At 64.4% G+C, this 19,872-nt stretch carries 13 protein-coding genes; 5 read left to right on the top strand and 8 right to left on the bottom strand.

What is annotated here, in order from left to right; all coding sequences use genetic code 11:
* The first annotated feature begins 70 nt into the window (after nucleotides 1-70).
* Nucleotides 71-898 (top strand): ATP-grasp domain-containing protein, encoded by an 828-nt coding sequence (locus tag ACYOEI_RS07545; protein WP_462848763.1) that lies wholly within the window; start codon nucleotides 71-73, stop codon nucleotides 896-898.
* Nucleotides 899-1,252: 354 nt separating this feature from the next.
* Here ACYOEI_RS07545 and ACYOEI_RS07540 read toward each other — a convergent pair whose 3' ends face one another.
* The 4 genes from ACYOEI_RS07540 to ACYOEI_RS07525 all read right to left on the bottom strand — a co-directional run bounded on the left by ACYOEI_RS07540 (nucleotide 1,253) and on the right by ACYOEI_RS07525 (nucleotide 7,173).
* A complete protein-coding gene (locus tag ACYOEI_RS07540; protein ID WP_462848762.1) occupies nucleotides 1,253-1,717 on the bottom strand; it encodes a hypothetical protein in 465 nt (154 codons plus the stop codon).
* Between the two features lie 1,947 nt (nucleotides 1,718-3,664).
* Complete coding sequence (locus tag ACYOEI_RS07535; protein ID WP_462848760.1) at nucleotides 3,665-4,471, bottom strand: LamG domain-containing protein; 807 nt, start codon at nucleotides 4,469-4,471, stop codon at nucleotides 3,665-3,667.
* 267 nt (nucleotides 4,472-4,738) lie between these two features.
* Nucleotides 4,739-6,034, bottom strand: coding sequence for a sulfatase family protein (locus ACYOEI_RS07530; protein ID WP_462848759.1), 1,296 nt, complete (start codon nucleotides 6,032-6,034; stop codon nucleotides 4,739-4,741).
* 56 nt (nucleotides 6,035-6,090) lie between these two features.
* Nucleotides 6,091-7,173, bottom strand: coding sequence for a DUF1559 family PulG-like putative transporter (locus ACYOEI_RS07525; RefSeq protein ID WP_462848758.1), 1,083 nt, complete (start codon nucleotides 7,171-7,173; stop codon nucleotides 6,091-6,093).
* A 560-nt stretch (nucleotides 7,174-7,733) separates the two neighbouring features.
* On the opposite strand from ACYOEI_RS07525, the gene ACYOEI_RS07520 reads away from it, so the two are divergent.
* Entirely contained in the window at nucleotides 7,734-8,909 is a 1,176-nt protein-coding gene (locus ACYOEI_RS07520; RefSeq protein ID WP_462848757.1) for an AraC family transcriptional regulator, read from the top strand.
* A gap of 380 nt (nucleotides 8,910-9,289) precedes the next feature.
* Nucleotides 9,290-12,106 (top strand): PAS domain S-box protein, encoded by a 2,817-nt coding sequence (locus tag ACYOEI_RS07515; RefSeq protein WP_462848756.1) that lies wholly within the window; start codon nucleotides 9,290-9,292, stop codon nucleotides 12,104-12,106.
* Nucleotides 12,107-12,239: 133 nt separating this feature from the next.
* Here the strand turns inward: ACYOEI_RS07515 and ACYOEI_RS07510 are convergent, their stop codons facing one another.
* The 3 genes from ACYOEI_RS07510 to ACYOEI_RS07500 form a co-directional block, all read right to left on the bottom strand.
* Nucleotides 12,240-13,022: a glycosyltransferase gene (locus ACYOEI_RS07510; RefSeq protein ID WP_462848755.1), complete on the bottom strand. Its 783-nt coding sequence runs from the start codon at nucleotides 13,020-13,022 to the stop codon at nucleotides 12,240-12,242.
* Nucleotides 13,023-13,325: 303 nt separating this feature from the next.
* Nucleotides 13,326-17,096 (bottom strand): PVC-type heme-binding CxxCH protein, encoded by a 3,771-nt coding sequence (locus tag ACYOEI_RS07505; RefSeq protein ID WP_462848754.1) that lies wholly within the window; start codon nucleotides 17,094-17,096, stop codon nucleotides 13,326-13,328.
* A 284-nt stretch (nucleotides 17,097-17,380) separates the two neighbouring features.
* Nucleotides 17,381-18,178 (bottom strand): glycerophosphodiester phosphodiesterase, encoded by a 798-nt coding sequence (locus ACYOEI_RS07500; RefSeq protein WP_462848753.1) that lies wholly within the window; start codon nucleotides 18,176-18,178, stop codon nucleotides 17,381-17,383.
* Between ACYOEI_RS07500 and ACYOEI_RS07495 the strand changes: the two genes are divergently transcribed.
* Complete coding sequence (locus ACYOEI_RS07495) at nucleotides 18,177-18,395, top strand: hypothetical protein (RefSeq protein WP_462848752.1); 219 nt, start codon at nucleotides 18,177-18,179, stop codon at nucleotides 18,393-18,395. The two genes, ACYOEI_RS07500 and ACYOEI_RS07495, sit on opposite strands and share 2 nt — an antisense overlap.
* A gap of 226 nt (nucleotides 18,396-18,621) precedes the next feature.
* On the opposite strand, the gene ACYOEI_RS07490 is transcribed toward ACYOEI_RS07495, so the two are convergent.
* On the bottom strand, nucleotides 18,622-19,272 hold the full coding sequence (locus tag ACYOEI_RS07490; protein ID WP_462848751.1) for a hypothetical protein: 651 nt from the start codon (nucleotides 19,270-19,272) through the stop codon (nucleotides 18,622-18,624).
* A gap of 238 nt (nucleotides 19,273-19,510) precedes the next feature.
* Between ACYOEI_RS07490 and ACYOEI_RS07485 the strand changes: the two genes are divergently transcribed.
* Nucleotides 19,511-19,870, top strand: a complete 360-nt coding sequence (locus tag ACYOEI_RS07485) for a hypothetical protein (protein WP_462848750.1) — start codon at nucleotides 19,511-19,513, stop codon at nucleotides 19,868-19,870.
* Nucleotides 19,871-19,872: the final 2 nt, after the last annotated feature.

Here is a 19,872-nt window from a genome sequence, read left to right as displayed (position 1 = left end):
CGTAGTCGAGCCGTCCGACACCCTGGAGGCGGCCTGTCGCCCGCACCGCAAAGTCATCGAGGAATCGGCAATGACGACTCCATCCTGGCTCATCCAGGCTGACGTGTTCGGACGAGGGATCGAGCCCGTCAAGGCTTCGATCCGTCGACAGGGGATGGCGTTCTCGATCGTCCAACCTCGTCCCTTTTTGAACGGCGTGGTGCCTGATGTCGGCGGCCGCCGCTTGTGCGACGGGGACTGCGTTGTCTTCCTGGGCACGATCCCCCTCATGCGGCACATCCAGATCCATCATCGTTGGTCGCCGGGCGGGTGGTGCAACGTCTCCCGCTTCGATTGCACGCGATATTATCCCGCGTTCAGCCACGTCCTTTTAAATGCCGACTGCTTGATGTTGAGCCTTGAGGAAGCGATTTCCGACGTTGAGGGTATCTATCGCCGGTTCGCCGAGGACGGGAGGGTTTTCATCCGCCCGCTCGGGCTGGAGAAGACGTTCACCGGACGTTGCGTGGAACCCGAAGCCTATGACTCCGCCCTTCGATCGGCCGGATACTCACGTTGTGGCGTCCTGGTCGCACGGCCGAAGTCGATCGCCGGCGAGTGGCGGCTCGTCGTGGGGCCGCGGGGAGTGGTCGCAGCCAGTCGGTATCGAAAGGGAGGAGACCTGTCCGTCGAGTCAGGGTGCCCGGACGAAGTTCGGTCGTTCGTCGAGAACGCCCTGAGCACGACCGATTATCGACCGGACGACCTGTTCATGCTCGACGTATGCAACACGGGCGAATCGCTGCATCTGCTCGAGTTGAACAGTTTCAGTTGCTCCGGCCTTTATGCCTGCGATGTCGAGGCCGTGGTGGCGGAGGCCGCTCGACTGGCAATCAAAAGTTGGGAGGGGGCTCGATGAGTGATGATCGGTATTTTCGCCGCGGAGACGAGGGCCGGTTAAAATTTATTGTTATAGGAATTTGTAAATCAATAAGATTGTGCGATTTCGAATTGGCAGCCCGCGTCGACGATCACCCCGACGGTCGTTGCTCACCCGAAGCTGCATGACCTTGAGTCAACCGCTCGTCCGAAATCCCTGTGAGTTGTTGAAGCTTTGGTGATCCTCGTTCGAGTCGTTGCAGAAGCGGAAAAATCGGCCGCCCCTCGATGGACCGACGTTTCGGAAGAGCGTCTGAACCTGCAAATTTGACGTGGGACTATGTAACGTCAACGAGTCGGCGATGCCAGAAGGAACGTCGGCCCGGGCTCTGGCTCACTCCAAATCCGCCTCGGGATCGAACGAGCCGTCCGGTGCGCACAACAGCCGAAACATCCAGTCAAACACCGCATCTTCGTAGAAGATGAAAGGACGCAGACCGCCGCACATCCGGCCGACGAATTCCTCGGCTCGCCCCTGCACGTCTCTTCCCGGCCGAATCTCGACACCCACTACCAACCGGGTTTCCCGAATGCTGCGGATGATCTGCAACCCTCGCTCTGGCGGCTTGTTCTTGTAAATATGCTGGAAAACATAGCCCTCGAACCCACGCAGATGTTCCGACAATTTCGCGCCAGGCATCTCGCTGACCACGATTGTCATATCAGACCAGACGTATGTGTGCGTTGTCCCTCGCTGCGATCGCTCGAGCTTGGGAGCAATCTGGTCGGCCAAGGCCGCCATCTGGGCCTGCGGAAGTTTGTCTAGTGATCGGGAGTAGAGTGCAAGGTTTTCCGGCATCGTCTGCGTCCATTGTGACTGTTTAGCCCGACTCCCGGCCCGACTTTCTCGCGTTTCGTTTCCCTAGCCGCAGGAGACTCCGCTCGCTCACCGACTTTACGCTAAGAATCGCACCCACGAAAAGTAAGCCGTCGAGAACTAAAGCGGCGGGCTCAAACCCGCTGGCAATCAACTGCATGTGACGATAGTTGCTCACGAAGCATGGGCCGATCGGCCATCCGCGCCAATACATCGCCCTGGAGATAGGATCCAATCCCAGGTGTGGTTCGCCCCCGAAATCTTCCCATCCGGCCCGCCTCAGATTCGCCCAGAGTAGAGCCCCGGTGAGCAGAGCGAGGAGGACCGCTGTGATTCGATTGACCGGCCGAGGCCGTCGTGTCGTGTGAATGAGAAACAGGGTCGCGGATCCTATCACAGACAAGTCGACACCGGCGGCGATCACTGCGGCGAGCGACCAACGCCTTATCGTCATCTGTGGAAAAGTCATAGAATTGCCTACAATCCGTTACACCCCTCGTCGATTTCCGCCGGTGCGACCCTTTGTGCCCTTGTCGTGGCTCTGTCACCACGCCAAAGGTAGGTGACTCTTCGATCAAGGACATGTTGGCAGCTATTCCTGGATCGGCCTGGTCGACGATGAACTTTTTTAGAGTTTCTCCCAGCCACGGCGAGTCGTCAATGCCGAGGCCCTCGCGAACAAGCGGGGGTCTCTTATGGGCGAGCAAGTTGAGAAGACTGCGCGGCCGCTCGGAGGAGGTTATAATCCGCTGGACCGTTCTCGACTCAAACCCGATTGGCAGACCAGGCCTGCCAAGATGGTCTTGAGGGGTCGGATGGTGTGGCCGTTGGGACGATGAGTCGTACGAGGTGGGACCTCCGACTCGACGTTTCCACTCTCCTGATCTCCCTCCCGTGGGTCGCGATCGGAGACGTGGCATCGACGGACCTACGGCCATCGCCGTCCCTGGGATTCTGCGGTTGATCGGCTCGACCTTATCGAGCGATTCCGTCCTGGGCGACGGCGGTCACCGTAGAGTTACCGCTCGATAGTGTGGTTCCATTTCTCGGGGCAGGGAGTAACTCGTCGGTCGTCTTCGCCGTCGCCAGACGTGCGGACACGTCCAAGACGAACTGATGCGATCCCGGATGCGATGGATCGAGTCGGACCGCTTGCATCGCAGAGGAAAGGGCCTGTTCGGGCGCATTCACGACCGCCTCACGATCCCGTCGTGCCCACCCGATCTTCGCGACCTGGTGATAGGCCCGGTACGTGGCCAACTGTGCGCTGTCGAAGTAGCACATCCTCGCCATTGACGGTAATGGTTGTCCCGAATCCACATTCTGGAGTCCTCTTGTCGGGGCCAATCCCCGATCTACTCTCCGTTGCCCAAGCCGTCCCTCGTCTGGAAAAGGTGAGTCGGGCGATTGATCTCCTAAACATAGTCAAAACCAAGCGGCTCGACTTCAAATGATTGAGTCGCCGAGATGTGGTTAGGCCTGGGAGCAGTGACGCCCTTCTCGGTCTGGGGCCTTCGGAATGCGGGTTTCTTGTCTTCGGAGCCGATTGCTCCGATACACTCGAACCATCCCGAGGACGCGGTCCCGCCCGGGCTTTCGCCGGAACTGTTTATTTTGTTTGATTGGTATTCAGTAAAAAAATTGCTAAATGGAATTGATGTTAGAGTATGGCCCTAGCTCCGGGTGCCTTCTTGCCTCGAGCTTCGGTAAGGGGCGGGAAACCTTGCGACCTATGAATTTGTTTGACTTAAAAATTGTGAATTATGATAAATCAAAATTTGATAGTTGGTTTGTTGGTCGGCAATTCGGACTCGGGTGCCACGGGCTTTCTCCTCGGACCTCGTGGCACCCTCGACCACTGCCCCGTCTCCGGTTTCAACCGATTTGTCGATGAAGAAGAAATGGAGCGATCGGCCGGACGCGGGATCCTTACGGGGCCTTCGAATCTGGCGTGACGACCAAGTTGCGGAAGTGCGAAATCGTCGTAGGCTCGGTCCAAAGGGCGATCCCGCCCTTCGTGTTCGCGCGTTTCAGGTCATTGACGATCAGGCAAGGTTGGTCGGCTCCGTTGACATACAGCCTCGCTCGTCGGCCGGTCACCACGATCTTCAATCGAGTCCATTCGGACGGGACGAGATCGGCATACGATTCATACATCGACGGAAACTTGTCTCGGAGCAAGGCCCAGGGATAATCGGGATGGGAGATGTACTGGGTCGAGTGGTTGCGCCGCACCTGATCCTCGGCGCGACCGTTGGTCGGGCGAATGTAGAACGCATCGTAGGTCGAGGGGTTGGCCGTGTCGACGTGGAAGGCCAACCCCACGAAGCCTCTCGCCCCGCCGGCGGCGCCGCTGGTCGACGCCGGTTCGCCGGCGAGTTCGATTTCGATCGTGCCGTTGTCGAACTCCAAACCAGTCAGGATCGCCAGGGTTTCGACGTCTCGGCCTGGGCCCCCCGCGATATTTCGAGGCGACGATTTGCGATCACCCTGTCGGCCGCCGTCGGCTTTGCCAACGCCGGCCGCGGGAACGGCCCTGCTCTGCGGTGGAGTGGACTCAGGTCCTGGACTTGTCAATCGCACACATTTCCGGCCGCGATGGTCCACGACCTCGGCCTTCGTGTTGTGGAGGTCCAGGCCGTCGGTCGATTCCAAGGTGACCTTTCGAGGCTCGGCCGCGGCGAGCTGGGATATGGAACCCAGCCAGAATGACAGGAACAACGTGCGAGTGATCATGACGTGCGTCCTCCCGGAACTAACAACCCTGCGACCAGTCACCAGGTGCCTGTTCGCTCTTCATTCGAGCGAATGACGACCGTTACAGATCGGACGGAGGAGTTCCAGCCGAAAATCGGCGCGGCCCGGTCATCGCACGGGAGGACGTGGGTTTATGAGGGGAGGCCAGGAAGAGCGGCCCGACCGGCGAACCGGCCGGGCCTCGTGGGTCTATTGAGGTTCGCCCTCGAGATGTCCACTCTCGTCCGATCGTCGACGGTCCTGGATTTACTTCGCGGCGGGGAATTGGAACCGATCGAGCTCGGCGCGGAGTTCCTTGACCAACTCGGGCCGCTCGGCCGCGCGGTCGTGGGCCTCGGCGATGTCGTCGACGAGGTTGTAGAGGGCGAATTGCTCGCGCTTGGCGTCGGCGAGGAGTTTCCAGGGGCCTCGCCTCAGGGACTGGGTCCAGGGACCCTCCTGGGCGTAGTCGAACTGCCAGTAGAAGGGGATGGGCCGGGTGACGGTCTGGCCTTCGAGGACGGGGAGGACGTTCACGCCGTCCAGCGTCCGGTCGGTCGGAGGCGCGACCCCGGCGACCGCGCAGAGGGTGGGGAGGATGTCGGTAAAGCTGACCGGCTCGTGAGATTCGGTGCCGGGGCGGGAGTGTCCCGGCCAGCGGAGGATCCCCGGGACGCGGTAGCCCCCCTCGTACATCGACAGCTTGTGACCCCGGAACGGGCCCGCCGAGCCGTGCGAGTGGATCGCCTTCGGGTAGCCGAGCAACTTCTGCGGGCCGTTGTCGCTCGTGAACAGGACCAGGGTCCGGTCGCGAAGCCCACGCTCGTCGAGGCTCGAGAGGATGCGGCCGACCTCGGCGTCGATCAGACTCACGCTGCCGTAGTAGTCGCGCTTCGTCGGGTCGTCGATGTCGGAGTACATCGCGGTGTACTTCTCGGGGGCGGCGACTTGCTCGTGCGGGGCGTGGAAGGTCACGAAGAGCGCGAACGGCCGGTTGCCGGCCTCGGCGACGAATCGGAGGGCCTCATCGACGATGAGCGTACTGTCCGCCCCCTTGAGCGGACCGACCCGCTTGCCGTTGCGGACGAAGTTTGATGGGTCGATGTGGGCGGCGTTGTTCTGGGTGGCGAACCAGTGGTCGAAGCCGAAGTCGCCGGGGGTCGGCTCGGAGCCGTTGAACTTGCTATTCAAATGCCACTTGCCCGAGAGGCCCGTCGTGTAGCCGGCTTTCTTCAGCAATTGGGCGATGGTGACCTCCGAGCGCGGGAGGTAGATCCCCGTATCCTGCGCGATCCAGTCGCGGATGCCGACCCGGTACGGGGTTCGCCCCGTGAAGAGGGCGGTGCGCGAGGGAGAACAGATCGGGGCCCCCGCATAAAACGAAGTGAAGCGGACCCCCTCGCTCGCCAAACGGTCGAGCGAGGGGGTCTTGATCCGCGGGTGCCCGAAGCAGCCGAGGTCGCCATAGCCCATGTCGTCGGTCACGATCACGACGATGTTGGGCTTGTCGACATCCGCAGGAGAGAGACATGTGGCGGCTGCGATCAGGAACGTGAGCGACATGCTTCGGAAACCCTCGAGCTCGGGAAAGAGGCGTCATGACGTCCGGTCGGCCCGGCTCAATACGAGTCGGCGGAGATGACCTCGCCCTGGGCACGCGAGCCGAGCGCCCAGATCGTCGGCAATGCGATGCTGTCCTTGATGAACCGGACCGAGCCGTCCCCCATCGCGACGTTGCAGCCGCCGGAGTGGAAGCTGCTGAGCGTGTACATGCCGGCGCTGTTGTAGGAGTTGAGGAAGAAGCAGTTCGGGGTCTTCGGGTTCGGCCCCAGGATGATGTTGCCGAGGGTCAAGATCGGGAGGCCGACCGCCCAGTACTGGCCGAGGGTCGGGGTCCGCGGGACTCGAGTGCCGGTCAGGCACGAGGCCAACCACGGTTGGAACTTGGTGTTCGTCGTCGACATCACCATGTCGGACGTATTCTGCATCAGCGATCCGGGACCGCCGAAGAGCACGTCTTGGGGGACCGAGACCGTGTTGACGTTGCCGGTGCCGGGCTTCCATTCGCCGAAGGCGATCGTGTTCGAGAGGCCGTCCGTGACGCCGGCGAAGCGGACCGGCGCCGCGTTCGAGACCCCGCTGTAGTAGAAGAGGCCGTTCGGCGGGCCCCCGGTGTTCGTGGCGTCGTATTCCAGGCTCGACCCCATCGAGGCGAAGTAGCTGTTGCCCGTCACGGGGCTGGAGGTATACGGCCCGGCGGCGAGTCCCGTTCCGGTATACGAAGGGGCCGTCGCGGAAGGGCAAAGGAACGTGTTGACCCGCGTCAGCATGATGGTCAAGTTGACGTTCACGCCGACGGTATCATTCAGGATGGGGAGGCTGAAATTCGCGGCGTTGAAGAGGTTCTGCTGCTCCATGTAGCCCAGTAGTCGAACGTGGACGCTGAAGTCGCCGTTGGTGATCAATTTCCCGTTCGAGGGCGAGTATTTTCGTTGGTCACCCGGCGGCAAGGTGTCGTTGGAGCTGACGTAGTTGTGCAGGGCGAGGCCCAGCTGCTTAAGGTTATTGACGCATTGCACGCGCCTGGCAGCCTCACGGGCGGCCTGGACGGCGGGCAAGAGCAGGGCAATCAGCACGGCGATGATCGCAATCACGACCAGGAGTTCGATTAGCGTGAAGCCGCGCCTCGTTCGGACTGGCATGACACCCCCTCGGTAGGTCCAGGAAGGACGATTTAGAAATCGATGAAGCCGCGATCGACGGACGCGGGGGAGAGCAACCCGCCGCCCGTGGTTTGGAAGGAGAAGGCCATTCGGTTTCATGGAACGCGTCGAGCGAAACCACAATCCATCGGGCGACGCCGGACGGCAAAACTCCTCCTCACGCCGTCCGGACGTGGCGAGTGACTTCGACGCGCAGGATGCCGCGAAAACCGAAGGGTTTGACCGAGATCACGCGCCACCGGGACCCTGCCTCCGAACCTCTGATTCCGACACGACACCTGGGAATGTTATGCCAATGGTCTTTTGCAGATCAATGAGAGAGAGTACCGTGTTTCTTGAGATCCTTTTCGGGGGCCAGGTCGACCATATTTGCATCACACGTTCCGGTCGATGGAAGTAAGATCGGGCTTACCAACAGGTTGGGATTCGTTTTTTTCAAACCTCCTGATGCGACTCCGGATCGCTCGCGGCGGCTTCCATGGGAATTCTTGCGAATCGTCTCGAGGGAATCTCCGGGAAGCTCCCGAAGGGAAGGGGACATGTCTCAGCGCTCTCAGGTCGCGTTGATGATTGAGACGGCCGGGGCTTACGGGCGGTATCTCCTCGAGGGGATCACCCGGTATTTGCGGATGAACAGCCCCTGGTCGATCTTCCTGGAGCGTCGGGAGCTCGATTCGGTGCATCCCCTCTGGCTCGATACCTGGCGTGGCGACGGGATCCTCACGCGTTGGAGTGGATCGGAGGTGGTGGAACTGCTCCACGAGTCCGGGGCGGCGATCGTCGATTTGAGCGGCAGGCGTAGCCCGTTCGGGCCGCCTCGGATTCACTGCGACGACCAGGCGATCGGCCGGATCGCGGCGGAACACCTCCTGCAACGCGGCCTGCGCTCGTTCGGGTACTGCGGGTTCGCGGGGGAGTACTGGGCGACCCACCGCCGCGACGGCTTCCTCGCCGCCCTGGCCCGGGCGGGCTTCCATTGCGCGGTATACGAGTCCCCCTGGATCGGGCTGGGAGGAAAGCCTTACGAGGAGGACCAGGGGGATATCGAAGCCTGGCTCGGGGGATTGAGCAAACCGGTGGGCGTGATGGCGTGCAACGACATGCGCGGGTTCCAGGTGCTCGACGGGTGCCGTTCGGTCGGCGCGAAAGTCCCCGAAGAGGTGGCGGTGATCGGCGTGGACGACGACACCCTGCTCTGCGAGCTTTGCAGCACCCCACTCTCGAGCGTGATCCCCAACACCCAGCACATCGGTTACGAGGCGGCCGCCTTGCTCGACCTCCTGATGAGCGGGGGTCGACCGACATTCAAGGAGCGATTGATCCCGCCGCTCGGGGTCGCCACGCGGATGTCGACCGATATCCTGGCCGTCGAGGACACTGCGTTCGCCTTTGCTTTGCGGTTCATCCGCGAGCACGCCTGCCACGGGATTACCATCAACGACCTGCTCAACGACATCCCGATGTCGCGGATGACGCTCGAACGGCGCTTCCGCAAGTACCTCGGGCACTCCCCCCACGCCGAGATCCGCGCGGTGCAGGTCGGTCGTGCCAAGCAATTGCTCGCCGAGACCGAGCATTCCGTCCATCGGATCGCCCAACTCGTCGGCTTCGAGCATCCCGAATACTTCAACGTCGTCTTCAAGCGGGAGGTGGGGCTTTCTCCCGGCGAGTTCCGTCGGAAAAGTCGCGCCGAGTTTCCTGCGAAAGAGCCTTGATGGATTGATGGGCCGATCTTCGGCGAATTGAAAAGATCGGGAGGTCGCCCCGATTGGGAAGGCCTTTGGGAAGGTCGAGGAAGTTCGCCGATCGGACCGCCAAGCCTCGATGACGACCCCGTTGCGTCTCGAGGCTTCGTAACGAGGATCTTCGGCGTCCGGTTCTGCTCCGATCGGTCTGGTACGTCGCTTGACAGCCGCGGACGCTGTGGCCGATACTGATGTATCCCCAACGCTCCGCATCGAAATGATCGGGGCCCCCCGCTCCCGGACGCAAGGAAGTCGAGTGAGCATTTCCCCGGGATGCCTTCACGGATCGTGGACCGCCGATGTTTGCGGTTCGCACGGGCAACGTTGTCGTTGCGGAGAGGCCACTACCCATGAGCGATCCCGCCATGCTGGCGGATCATCTCGATCAACAGAGTGACGCGATCCTGGCCGTCTGGCGATCGACCGTCGAACGCGTGGGCGACGTGAGCGAAGCCGAACGGCTCTCGGAGGCGGAATTCAACGATCACATCCCCGACCTGCTCGACCGCCTGGCCGACCGGCTTCGGGGTCGCCTGGCCGACGCCGAGATCATCGGGAAGAAGCACGGCCAGGTCCGCTGGCGTCAAGGTTACGACATCGCCGAGATCGTCAACGAGCTCGGCCATCTGCGCACGACCCTGACCCGGGCGACTGCCGACTTCGGCCGCCGGCAACGCTGGGAGATCGGCCAGCTCGAGTCCGCCTACGAGGCGATCAACGACGTCCTCGACGAGGCGACGGCCGAGTCGGTCCGCCAGTTCCAGGAGGACAGCCGCTCCGAGACCCAGAAGGCCCTGGCCGAGGTCAAGAAGCGGCAGCAATCGATCGAGGACGCCTGGATCACCGCGAAGCTCGAGAAGTCGAAGCTCCGCACCATCCTCGACAGCCTCCCGGTCGCGGTCTGGGTCGTCGACGCCGATGGGGCGGTCATCAGCATCAACGACGAGGCCCTGAGAATCCAGGGGGTCGCCAGCAGAGAGGAATTCGGCGAGGTCAATGTCTTCGACCTCGGCCCCGACTACCTGTACTACCAGCTCGACGGAACGAAATATCCGCGCGAGCAACTCCCGATCCTCCGCTCGCTGCGCGGGGAAATCGTGACCCAGCAGGAGCTGATCCGGATCATCCAGGGTGAGCCCAGGACCCTCGCGATCAATAGTGCCCCCTTGCTCGATTCCGCAGGGGCCGTTATCGGGGCCGTCGCGGTCGTCCAGGACATCACCCAGCGTACTCAGGTCGAGGAACAGCTCCGCCAGGAACGCAACTTCTCCCGCGCCATCACGGACACCCTTGGCGAAGGTCTCTGCACCATCGACACGTCGGGGAAGACGACCTTCGTCAACCCCGCCGCGACGGAGATGCTCGGCTGGACCGAGGCTGAACTGCTCGGCAAGGACCTCCACGAGACGATCCACTTCGAACGCCTCGACGGCACCCCCTATCCCCATGCGGAGTGCCCGAGCCTCGAAGTCCTCCGGACCGGAGAGACCGTGCACGGGGATGAGGTCTTCATCCGCCGGGATGGCTCGAAGTTCATCGTCGCATTCACGGCATCGCCGATCGTCAGCGGCGGTCGGATCGTGGGGATCGCCGAGGCTTTCCGCGACATCACAGGTCGGAAGCTCCTCGAGGCCAAGCTCGCCGCGTCGGAGGCGCAGTTCCGATCGATCGCCGAGAAGTCGCCCGTCATGATCTGGCGGACCGACGCCGAAGGGAACTGCAACTACGTCAACGAGACCTGGGTCGAATTCCGGGGCAGGACGCTCGACCATCATCTGAACGATGGGCCGGACGACTGGATCCATCCCGACGACCGCCCCCAGTGTCTCTCGCTCTTCCGGGAGGCCTTCGCCCGCCAGGAGCCGTTCGAGCTGACCTATCGGCTACTCCGCAATGACGGCCAGTACCGATGGGTGAGCGACCGCGGGACGCCGTATCGCGACGCGGATGGGGCGTTCCTCGGCTATCTCGGCTCCTGCCTCGACATCACCGAGCGGATCGACCTCGAGACGTCGCTCGAACAACAACGGGAGCTCGCCGAAGAGGCGTCTCAGCACAAGACCCGGCTGGTCTCGGCCCTGTCGCACGACGCGAGGACTCCGCTCAACGCCGTGGTCCTCGCCGCGCAGTTGCTCGAGATCCACCTCGACGACGGGGCCGACCCCGAAGTCAAAGCCTGCTTGCGCACCATCCGGCACTCGGTCCGCAACGTCCTCGACCTCCTCGGCGACCTGCTGAACCTCAGCAAGATCGACGCTGGGGCGCTGCCCGCCGAGGTCTCGCGGTTCCCCCTCGAGCCGGTCCTTGCCGAATGCCTGGCCAGCATCGAGCCCCAGGCCCGGCTCAAAGGGATCGACGTCCGATTCGAGCCGGGCGTTCTCGAAGAGTTGAGCCTCGAAACCGACCGGTCGAAGCTCAAGCAGATCCTCAGCAACCTGCTCTCGAACGCCTTGCGGTACACCGAGCACGGCCACATTCGCCTTTATGGCGAGCAGGTCAGCGATCAGGTCTGCATCGCCGTGGAAGACACCGGCATCGGGATCGACCCGAGCGATCAGGGGCGGATCTTCGATGAGTTCGCGATGCTCGACCATGCCCAGCGAGCCGAAGGGGGGACGGGGCTCGGCCTCGCCATCTGCCGACGCCTGGCCAGCCTCCTGAAGGGCGAGATCACCCTCCGGAGCGAACGAGGGCGTGGCAGCACGTTCACCCTGGTCCTCCCGAGCTCGGTCCTCACGTTGAACCTGCCGGCGACGGACTCGACCGACGCGTTCGAGTCGCCCGCGACTGAGGAGGGGTCGATCGTCGTCGCCGAGGACCATGTCGATAGCCGGCAGACCCTCGCCCGAGTGCTCAGGCGCATGGGCTACCGCGTCCTCGAGGCGAGCAACGGCCGGGACGTGCTCAACCTCGCCGGCCAGGAACGCCTGATGGCCGTCCTGATGGACGTGAACATGCCCGTCATGGACGGCATCGAGGCCACCCTCGCGCTCCGGGCGGATCCGAGGTTCGGAACCCTGCCGATCTTCGCACTCACGGGCGACGTCACCCTCGTCAACCAGCACCGGATCGGCGAGGCGGGCGTCAACGGCTACCTCGAAAAACCCGTGACCTGGGATGCTCTCAAGCAGGCCCTCGGCTCGGTCTCGAGCCGTGTTGACAACTGAGATTCGCTCGAGGGGAGGGTTCACCACAAAGGCACAAAGGACACAAAGTTAAAAGTGCAATGAATCAAAAGCGCTTTGATTTAATTCTTTGTATCCTTTGTGATTTTGTGGTGAATCCTCCCCCCACGCGCCGTCAGAGGTTGAATCTCGCCCAGGCAATCAGGGCCGCCGCGAGGGTGACGAGGCCGGCGACGAGCAGGAGTGGGCGCCATGGGCGGAGCCTGAGGCTTTGCATGACGATGGTCGCGAGGATCCGTCGACCATCTCGGAAGGCCTTGAGCTTGCTGGTGGTGCCGACGATCCGAGGGTGATACGGGACGGGGATTTCGACCGTGCGGAGTCGCAGGGCGACGGCTTCGCTGGCGAGCTCGGTCTCGATCTCGAACCCTTCCGACCGGAGTGTGACGGCTTCGCGGAATCTCCGGTTGAATACGCGATAGCCGGAAAGCAAATCGCCCGGGGTATGTCCGATGAGGACGAAGAAGGCGGCCCGGATCAAGATGTTGCCCAGCCCTCGGACGGGCGACATCGCGCCGAGCTCGGCGATCGGCCGTCGGGCCCCGACGGACATGTCGACCGAGCCCTCCAGGATCGGGGTCAGGAGCGGCCCGATTTGATCGGCCGGATAGGTCCCGTCGCCGTCGACGAGGATGACGGCGTCGCAGTTGGCCAGCTCCGCGAAGATCGCCCGGACGGCGTGTCCCTTGCCTTGCGCCGGGACCTCGACGACCCGCACTCCAAGTCGTCGAGCGATGTCGCCGGTGCCGTCGGACGAGTTATTGTCGAAGACCAGGATTTCGGCTTCGGGCAAGGCGGCCCGCCACTGTTCGATCACCGTCGCGATCGCCGCCGCCTCGTTGAAGCAAGGGATCGCGACGGCGACTCTGGGGCTCGGCTCGACGGACGATGCAGGCAAGGTGGTTCATCTCGCGATCGGGGTGGGTCACGTCGCGCCGAAGGGCTCCGGCCCCGTGGCTCGCGAGGGAGATCGAGCCCCTCGGAGTTAGGGGTTCGCCCGTTTCGAGTCCCTCTTTACATCAGGAGTTTAACCCGCCTCTCGCGCTTCCACAAATCGGGCGACGCCGTCCTGTGCACAGAAGGCGGCGACTCGTGATTCCAAGAGAATCGGCCGGCAACCCCATCCTCGGGGAGATGCCGGCCGATCACGGACTCCTCTGTCTTCGTCAGGGGCGTAGCGACATCCCTCATGCCCCGGGCGTTAGAACTCGAGGGGGCGGTTGGCGACGAGGGTCGTCACGAGCGCGGCGTTCGGGCCGCCGACGACGCGAATGAGGAGGTCGGTCGAGCCTTTGGGGACTCGCAAGGTGACGGTCCGAGGCCCGGCCTCGCCGGCGTTCGGGAGCGTGAGCTCGCTCCCGTTGAACCAAACCCGGATTTCGGCTTTCGTGTCGAGCACGAGCCTGGCATCCTGCTCGAAGGGGGAGCGGACCGGGATGTGGACATAGGCGACGCGCTTCGGGTCATTGCCGACGATGGTGCTCAGGTCGGCCCGTCCTTCCGCGTCCGCGCCCGTCCGCCGCCAGGCGATCTTCTGCTCCTCGGGCCCGCGCAGGGTGGCCGTAAGGTCGACCTTCTCGCTCGGGTCGAACGCCAACGTCCCGTTCGACTCGGCCAGCGGGCCGATTACCTGGTACTGTCCGACCACGCTGACGGGTTGGCGGAGACTCGTGAGGAACGTGAGCAAGTCGACCAGGTCGTCGTCGCTCAACGACTCAGCCAGCCCCTCGGGCATGAGCGAGACGTCGCTCGAGCCTCGCTCTTCAATGTCACTCGGCCGGATCGTGACCCTCTGCCCTTCGGAAGTCTTGAGGACGAGCCGATCGGGGCCGTCCTCGACCGGGAGGCCGGTGTAGACCTGTCCCGACTTCGTGGCGACCACGGAGGACCGATAGTTGTAGCCGATCGCCGAGCTCGGGCTCAGGATCGAGCGGAGCAGTTCGTCCTTCCCGTACTTGGTGCCGATCGTCGAGAGGTCCGGGCCGACCCACTCCCCCTGCCCTTGCACGCGATGGCAGCGGCCGCACGCGGTTGCTGAGTTCTGTCCATCGAGCGTGGGGGTCGCCTTGAAGAAGACTTCGCGTCCGTGGTCGGCCTTGCCGTCGCGGCGGATCACCGAGGCGAAGCTGGTCAGGGGCCGGCCGGCCTTGGTCTTGGGGAGGGGGAGGACGCTCGCCGCCTCCTCGCGGACCTTGGCGTCGGGGTGGGTGGCGACGACCGTGCTCGCCTCCATCTTGAGGTCGTTGGGTAAGGTCCCTTCCTTCGCGAGACCGATCACCCGATGCCCCCCGTCCTTCAACCGGGCGAGCGTCTGGAGCGCGACGCGACGGAGGCCGAGTGGATAGTCCTTGGCGGTGACGAGCGAGGACATCCGCTCGCTCGGGTCGCCGATCAGGGGGAGGGTCCTTACGGCCGCGTCGGCGAGGCTGTTGGAGGACGTCTGCCCCTTGGCCTCGGCGATCAGGCCGTCGAGGATCGTGCCGAGGTCCGCCGGTTTGATCCGCCCGAGGGCCTCCACGGCGGCGACTCTTGCCTCCTCGGGGGCCTCCTGATCGCGGAGTCGGGCGAGGATCGCCTTGGCGTAGCGCGGGTCGCCGGTTGCGCCGGCGACCTGGAGTCCGGCCACCTGCGTCTCGGGGTCGTCGATCGCGGCCGCGACCACCTGGACGACTCTGGGAAGCACGCGTGCCTCTCGCCAGGCACCCTCGAGCTTCCTCGAGAGCAGGCCGAGGATTTGTCGACGCCGAGCCGGGTCGTTCTCACCCGTCAGGAGGTCGGCCAGGGCGACGGCTCCTGCCGGGTCGTTCACCTGCATCACGACGTCGTCGGCCGCTTGCTGCAACTCGGGGCTCTCGAGCTTGGGGGCCACCTTTCCCACGAAGGCAAGGACCTCGGGTCGATGGATTCGCCAGGCGAGGCCGAGTGTTTTGCTCAGGGCGGATGCGGGGAGGTCCTTCGAGCCCGCGGCGATGTAGGCCTCGTTTCGGTCGACGGGGAAGTACGGCGGAAGGGCGAGCTGGACGGCCTGCCCGGCCGTCTCCAGGTCGATCGCGCCGAAGAGCGTGCCGTCGAAGAGCTCGGTGACGAACGCCGAGTCGCGCGGCTCGATCGCCAGGCCGAGGGCTTCGAGGTACCAACGGTCCTGGCCGTCCCACATCCGGGCGAGGGTCTTCAAGGCCTCGCCGACGCGATTCGTCGGGAGGTTTCGGAACGCCAGGATCAACTCTCGCCGGACTCCCGAGTCGGGGTCCGCGGCCATCGGGAGGAGCGCCTCGAGGTTCTTCAAGGCTCGGGCTGGTCGCTTGGCCTCTTCCGCCTTGTACTCGACCTGGCCGTTTTCTCGATCGTCGCGGCCGAGGATGCGCACGGCCTGCTCGCGGATCTTAGGGTCGTTGTCGTTGAGGGCGTCGAGGGCGGCTTCGTCTCCGACGATCGCGTGGAGGACCCAGAGGGCCCTGGCCCGCTCGATCGGCTTGCCCGTCGAGAACAAGGAGACGAGCGCCGAGACGACCTCCTGTGTCTTCTCGATCCGGTCGGCCCTGGGGGCGGAATCGTCGGGATCGGTCGTCTTCAGGGCCGGATGGCCCTCGCGGGCCCGCTCGATCATGAGCCGACGCGCGGCGTCCTGCGAGGCGACGACCGGCGACTTCAGCAGGGCGATCAAGCCGTGGACGGTCGAGAAGTCGGCCCCAGGGGCCTTCGGCTTCGACCCCTGGGGGGTCACTCGGTAGATCCGGCCCGTCGTCTGGTCGCGGAAGCTGTGGCCGCCGACGGCGGAGTCGTACCAGTCGGCGACGAAGACCGAGCCGTCGGGGGCCGCCGTCATGTCGACGGGGCGGAACCACGGGTCGTCGCTCGCCAGGAAGACCTTGTAGTCCGTCCGGAACGCCGAGCCGTGCCGCGAGATCGGGAAGAGGTTGATCTGCCGGCTCCCTGCGTCGGCCTCGAGCACGGCCCCGCGGTATTCCTCGGGGAACAAATCGCCTTCGTAGACCATGATCCCGCAAGGGCTGCCATTGCCCGTGCCGACGAGCTTGGGGACATTCCCCGGGACATCCTCGCCCCAGTGCCGCGGGCTGCCCGGCGTCCGGTAGCCGTAGTGCCCGCCGTCCATGATCCAGATGACGCGCGAGCCTCGGTTACCGTCGTCGTCGTTGTCGCTGGTGAAGATGTTGCCGAACGCGTTCAGGCTCGTCTCATAGTTGTTCCGCTGGCGGTCGGCGAGGATCTCGAATTGCGTCCCGTCCCGGTTCACACGGAGCGTGTTCGCCAACTGGTTGGACGAGACGTGCCGGCCGCTCTTGTCGACGACGTCGAAGTTCTGGACCCGCTCGGAATGGTCCTGCTGGACCGAGCAGCAGCCGTCTCCGTGTGTGAAGTAGAGCTTGCCGTCGAGCCCGAGGACCATGCCGTGGACCCCGTGGTCCGAGTCGACGCCGCCGAACCCGCTGAGGAGGGGGTAGCGTTTGTCGGCCTTGTCGTCGCCGTCGGTGTCTTCGAACACGAGCAGGTCGGGGCTGTTGCCGATGTAGACCTTGCACCCGAGGTACTTGCCGTCTTTCCCGTATCGCTCCTCGACGGCCAGTCCCATCGGCACCGGGAAAATATGGTCGGCGAAGACGGTGACCTTGTCGGCCTTGCCGTCGTGGTCGGTGTCCTCGAGGATCTTGATCCGGTCGGCCTCGTCTTTCCGCTGGAAGTCCTTGTTACGGCCGCGGGAGAGGCGGTAGTTGAGGCCTTCCGTCACCCACACTCGCCCCTTCGAGTCGACATCCATGTTTGTGGGGTTGTGCACGAGCGGCTCGGCCGCCCAGAGGGTCGCCTCGAGCCCGTCGGCCGGCTTGAGCTTCCGGGCCGATTCCTCGGGGCCGACCTGGGCGAGCCCGACGCCCGGCCTTGCGAGCGCCAGGGCAAGGCAGCCGAGCGCCGTCCAGGCGACGGTCCTCGGTCGCGGCGAGTGATGTTGCGGCATGGGGATCAACTCCTGTTCGAGCGGCGAAGCGTATCCGTCGGGGTGCAACCGCCGTCTTTCGACGCGATCGCCCGATGAGGAGGAACGGTCATGGAGGGACGACGACCCGCCTCGATCGGCCCAAAGCACACATTGTGGCGGGCGCCGAGGGGGCCGTCCAGCCACTTGCCCGGCCTAATCGGCGGGCAACGACGTCGTGACAGGGCGACGATATTGGATTTGTTGAAGTAAAGGTTGAAAGCGTGATGTGTTGTATTGGTAAGTCGACGTGTCGGTGTCCTCGGTCATTTCTGGAGTTGGTCTTTCAACCCGGCCGCTTTGTTCGACGTGACTCCGTCGACGCCCGCCTCGATCAGTCGCCGAGCAATGGCCGGGTCGTCGACCGTCCAGGTGTAGACCTCGAGCCCGGCCGCTTTGATGCGGCGGACCTGGTCGCGATCGAGCGGTCCCTGGTGCGAAAGGTCGAGTCCGTCGGCCCGGATCGATTTGGCCTTGGCGATCAACTCATCAAGACTGGGCTGCCACTGCCCGGTCGTCTTGTCCTTGCGGAAGGAGGACAGGTAGTAGGCCTTGATCTGGGGCAGCTCGCGCTTGGCCTCGGCAACGGCGTCGGCCTGGAAGCTGATGATGGCCAACTGTTCGGGCCGCTTCTTCGAGGCCTGCACGGCTTTCACGAGGGCTGGGACCGCTTCGGGGCCAACCTTGATCTCGATGAAGCAACGGGATCCGTCCGGGATCGTCGGAAGGACGTCTTCGAGCGTGGGCATCTTCTCGCCGGCCCATTTGGGATCCTTCCAACGGCCGGCGTCGAGGCTGCGGAGCTCTTCGAGAGAGCTTTCTTTGATCTCCTTCGAGACGCCCGTCGTGCGTTTGGTGTTGGGGTCGTGGCTCACGACCAATGCGCCATCCTTCGAGAGATGGACGTCGAGTTCGATCGCGGCGACGTTCCGCTCCCAGGCCAACCGGAAGGCCGCCATGGTGTTCTCGGGGGCATCCGCCGACTCGCCCCTGTGGGCGATCCATTCGACGTCGCCCGCGGTCGCCAACGCGACGGCCAATCCGACCATCAATCCTGAGAACATGAAAACACTCCGGAAGTCTGGGTCGGGGGAACGGCCGCCACCCGTCGGGGGATTGATCCGCGACGGGTCTCGACGGGGGGCGGGGCCCGCTTCGAGTCTCCGGCTCGCGAAAGGCTCCCGCGACTACGGCTGGGATCTCGGCGGTTGTTGCAGGATCCGGGTCGCCTCCGAGCCGGCCGAGCCATTCCTGGCGGTGCTCGGGCCGGGCGAAGGTTAGCACATCGCTTCGATAGTACTCAACCTCCCGGAGCCAGCGACGAAGGATCGCGTCCCTCACCTCGGGCACGAGCACCGGGGCCTTGGCGCGGAGGAGATAGACCGGATTCGTATGCGCCTGGCGGTCCGGCTCGCCTTCGGCCTTACGTCCGACGACCCTCGCCGCGACCCAGACGCTCTCGCGTGCCGGGACCTGGGCCGACAGGGACAGGCGTCGTTGCTTGTCGTCACCGGCCTGCGAAGCAACCACTTTCCCATTGACGACCAACTCCAACCGCGCGAGCGGCCTCGAGGAGGAAGTTCCCCACCGAGAGATCCTCGGCCTGTAGCCAACGGAGGAAGACGTCGTCGTCTCCCGGGGATCGCGCCAGGTGGATGTGATCGTCCCCCGACATCCAGTCCCCCTGCCCCACGCCCGCGACCGGCTCGAGGACGAGCTCGACGCGTCGGCGTTCGCCGGCAACGAGCGAGAATGTGGCCGTCGCCGGCGCCGTCGCGAAGCCTCGGTAGGCCTCGAGCCGATACCGGCCCGCCGGCAGGTCATACTCGGCTCGGCCGTCGAGCAGGAGGAAATGGGATTCCCCGCCCAGCGTGACCTCGAGCGTCTTCGGCCTGCCCTCGCCCCGATTCCAGAGCCGTTCGCGATAGAACAGGTCGACGCGTAGTGGCAGCAGCGACTCGACGGGGCTCGGTCGGAAAGGGTGATCGTCCTTGAACAGGTAGAGACGCGCGGGCACGATGGCCTTCGTGTCGGCCCGGGTCGTGACGACTTCCAGCTTTGCGTCGAGGGTCGGATCCTCCTGAGACCCGACCCAAGCCGCTGCGGTCACCACCGCGAACGAGGCCAAGGCCATCGAGGGAAGACTTCGTCGACGCATCCGGGGTTCCTCCGACGCAGAAGGGGAGAGAGACGGCCGCGATTGAGTTCGGCGATGCTATTCGCCGGAATAAAGCGAGGGCCCGCGCGAATGACCTTCCAGGATAACCAGGCCTTTGGCGGAACCCTCGGGATGTCTCCCGGGACCTGGTAGGCTCCGCCCTCCCCGATTCGCATCAAGCGGCCGGGACGAGCCTGCCCAATGCCGCGACGGTGTCGACAAGAACCGTCCTCGATGGGTGAGCCATGCCCGAGACGGTTCCCGAGACGAAACCCGTGACACCGCCGCCGAAGAAACCGGGTGGCCCGATCTCGCCGACGGGGCCTCCGGAACCGCCGGGACGTCCTCCCGGCCCTCCCCCACCTCTCTACCCCCTGGCCCTCCCTCGCCGCCCGGTCCGGCCCACGGCCTGGGCCTTGTCATCCCCCCTAGCCGCCCCCCGGGGCTCTCCTCCCCCGCCCTCGCCCTCGCCCTCGCCCTCGCCCTCGCCCTCGCCCTCGCCCCCGCCCCCGCCCCCGCCCCCGCCCTCGCCCTCGCCGAGGCCCGAGCCGAGGAATCCCCCGAGGCCCCGGCCCGGGCCTTGGCGACCGGGCCCTAGCC

The sequence above is a fragment of the Singulisphaera rosea genome (assembly GCF_054877945.1).
The sequence above is the reverse complement of the archived record's forward strand: the minus strand, read 5'-3'. Positions and strand labels throughout refer to the sequence as shown.

What these genes read in the sequence shown, in the direction of transcription:
- ACYOEI_RS07545 (WP_462848763.1), top strand. Translation starts at nt 71, where the DNA reads ATGACGACTCCATCCTGGCTCATCCAGGCTGACGTGTTCGGACGAGGG.
- ACYOEI_RS07540 (WP_462848762.1), bottom strand. Translation starts at nt 1,717, where the DNA reads ATGCCGGAAAACCTTGCACTCTACTCCCGATCACTAGACAAACTTCCG.
- ACYOEI_RS07535 (WP_462848760.1), bottom strand. Translation starts at nt 4,471, where the DNA reads ATGATCACTCGCACGTTGTTCCTGTCATTCTGGCTGGGTTCCATATCC.
- ACYOEI_RS07530 (WP_462848759.1), bottom strand. Translation starts at nt 6,034, where the DNA reads ATGTCGCTCACGTTCCTGATCGCAGCCGCCACATGTCTCTCTCCTGCG.
- ACYOEI_RS07525 (WP_462848758.1), bottom strand. Translation starts at nt 7,173, where the DNA reads ATGCCAGTCCGAACGAGGCGCGGCTTCACGCTAATCGAACTCCTGGTC.
- ACYOEI_RS07520 (WP_462848757.1), top strand. Translation starts at nt 7,734, where the DNA reads ATGTCTCAGCGCTCTCAGGTCGCGTTGATGATTGAGACGGCCGGGGCT.
- ACYOEI_RS07515 (WP_462848756.1), top strand. Translation starts at nt 9,290, where the DNA reads ATGAGCGATCCCGCCATGCTGGCGGATCATCTCGATCAACAGAGTGAC.
- ACYOEI_RS07505 (WP_462848754.1), bottom strand. Translation starts at nt 17,096, where the DNA reads ATGCCGCAACATCACTCGCCGCGACCGAGGACCGTCGCCTGGACGGCG.
- ACYOEI_RS07495 (WP_462848752.1), top strand. Translation starts at nt 18,177, where the DNA reads ATGAAAACACTCCGGAAGTCTGGGTCGGGGGAACGGCCGCCACCCGTC.
- ACYOEI_RS07500 (WP_462848753.1), bottom strand. Translation starts at nt 18,178, where the DNA reads ATGTTCTCAGGATTGATGGTCGGATTGGCCGTCGCGTTGGCGACCGCG.
- ACYOEI_RS07490 (WP_462848751.1), bottom strand. Translation starts at nt 19,272, where the DNA reads ATGCGTCGACGAAGTCTTCCCTCGATGGCCTTGGCCTCGTTCGCGGTG.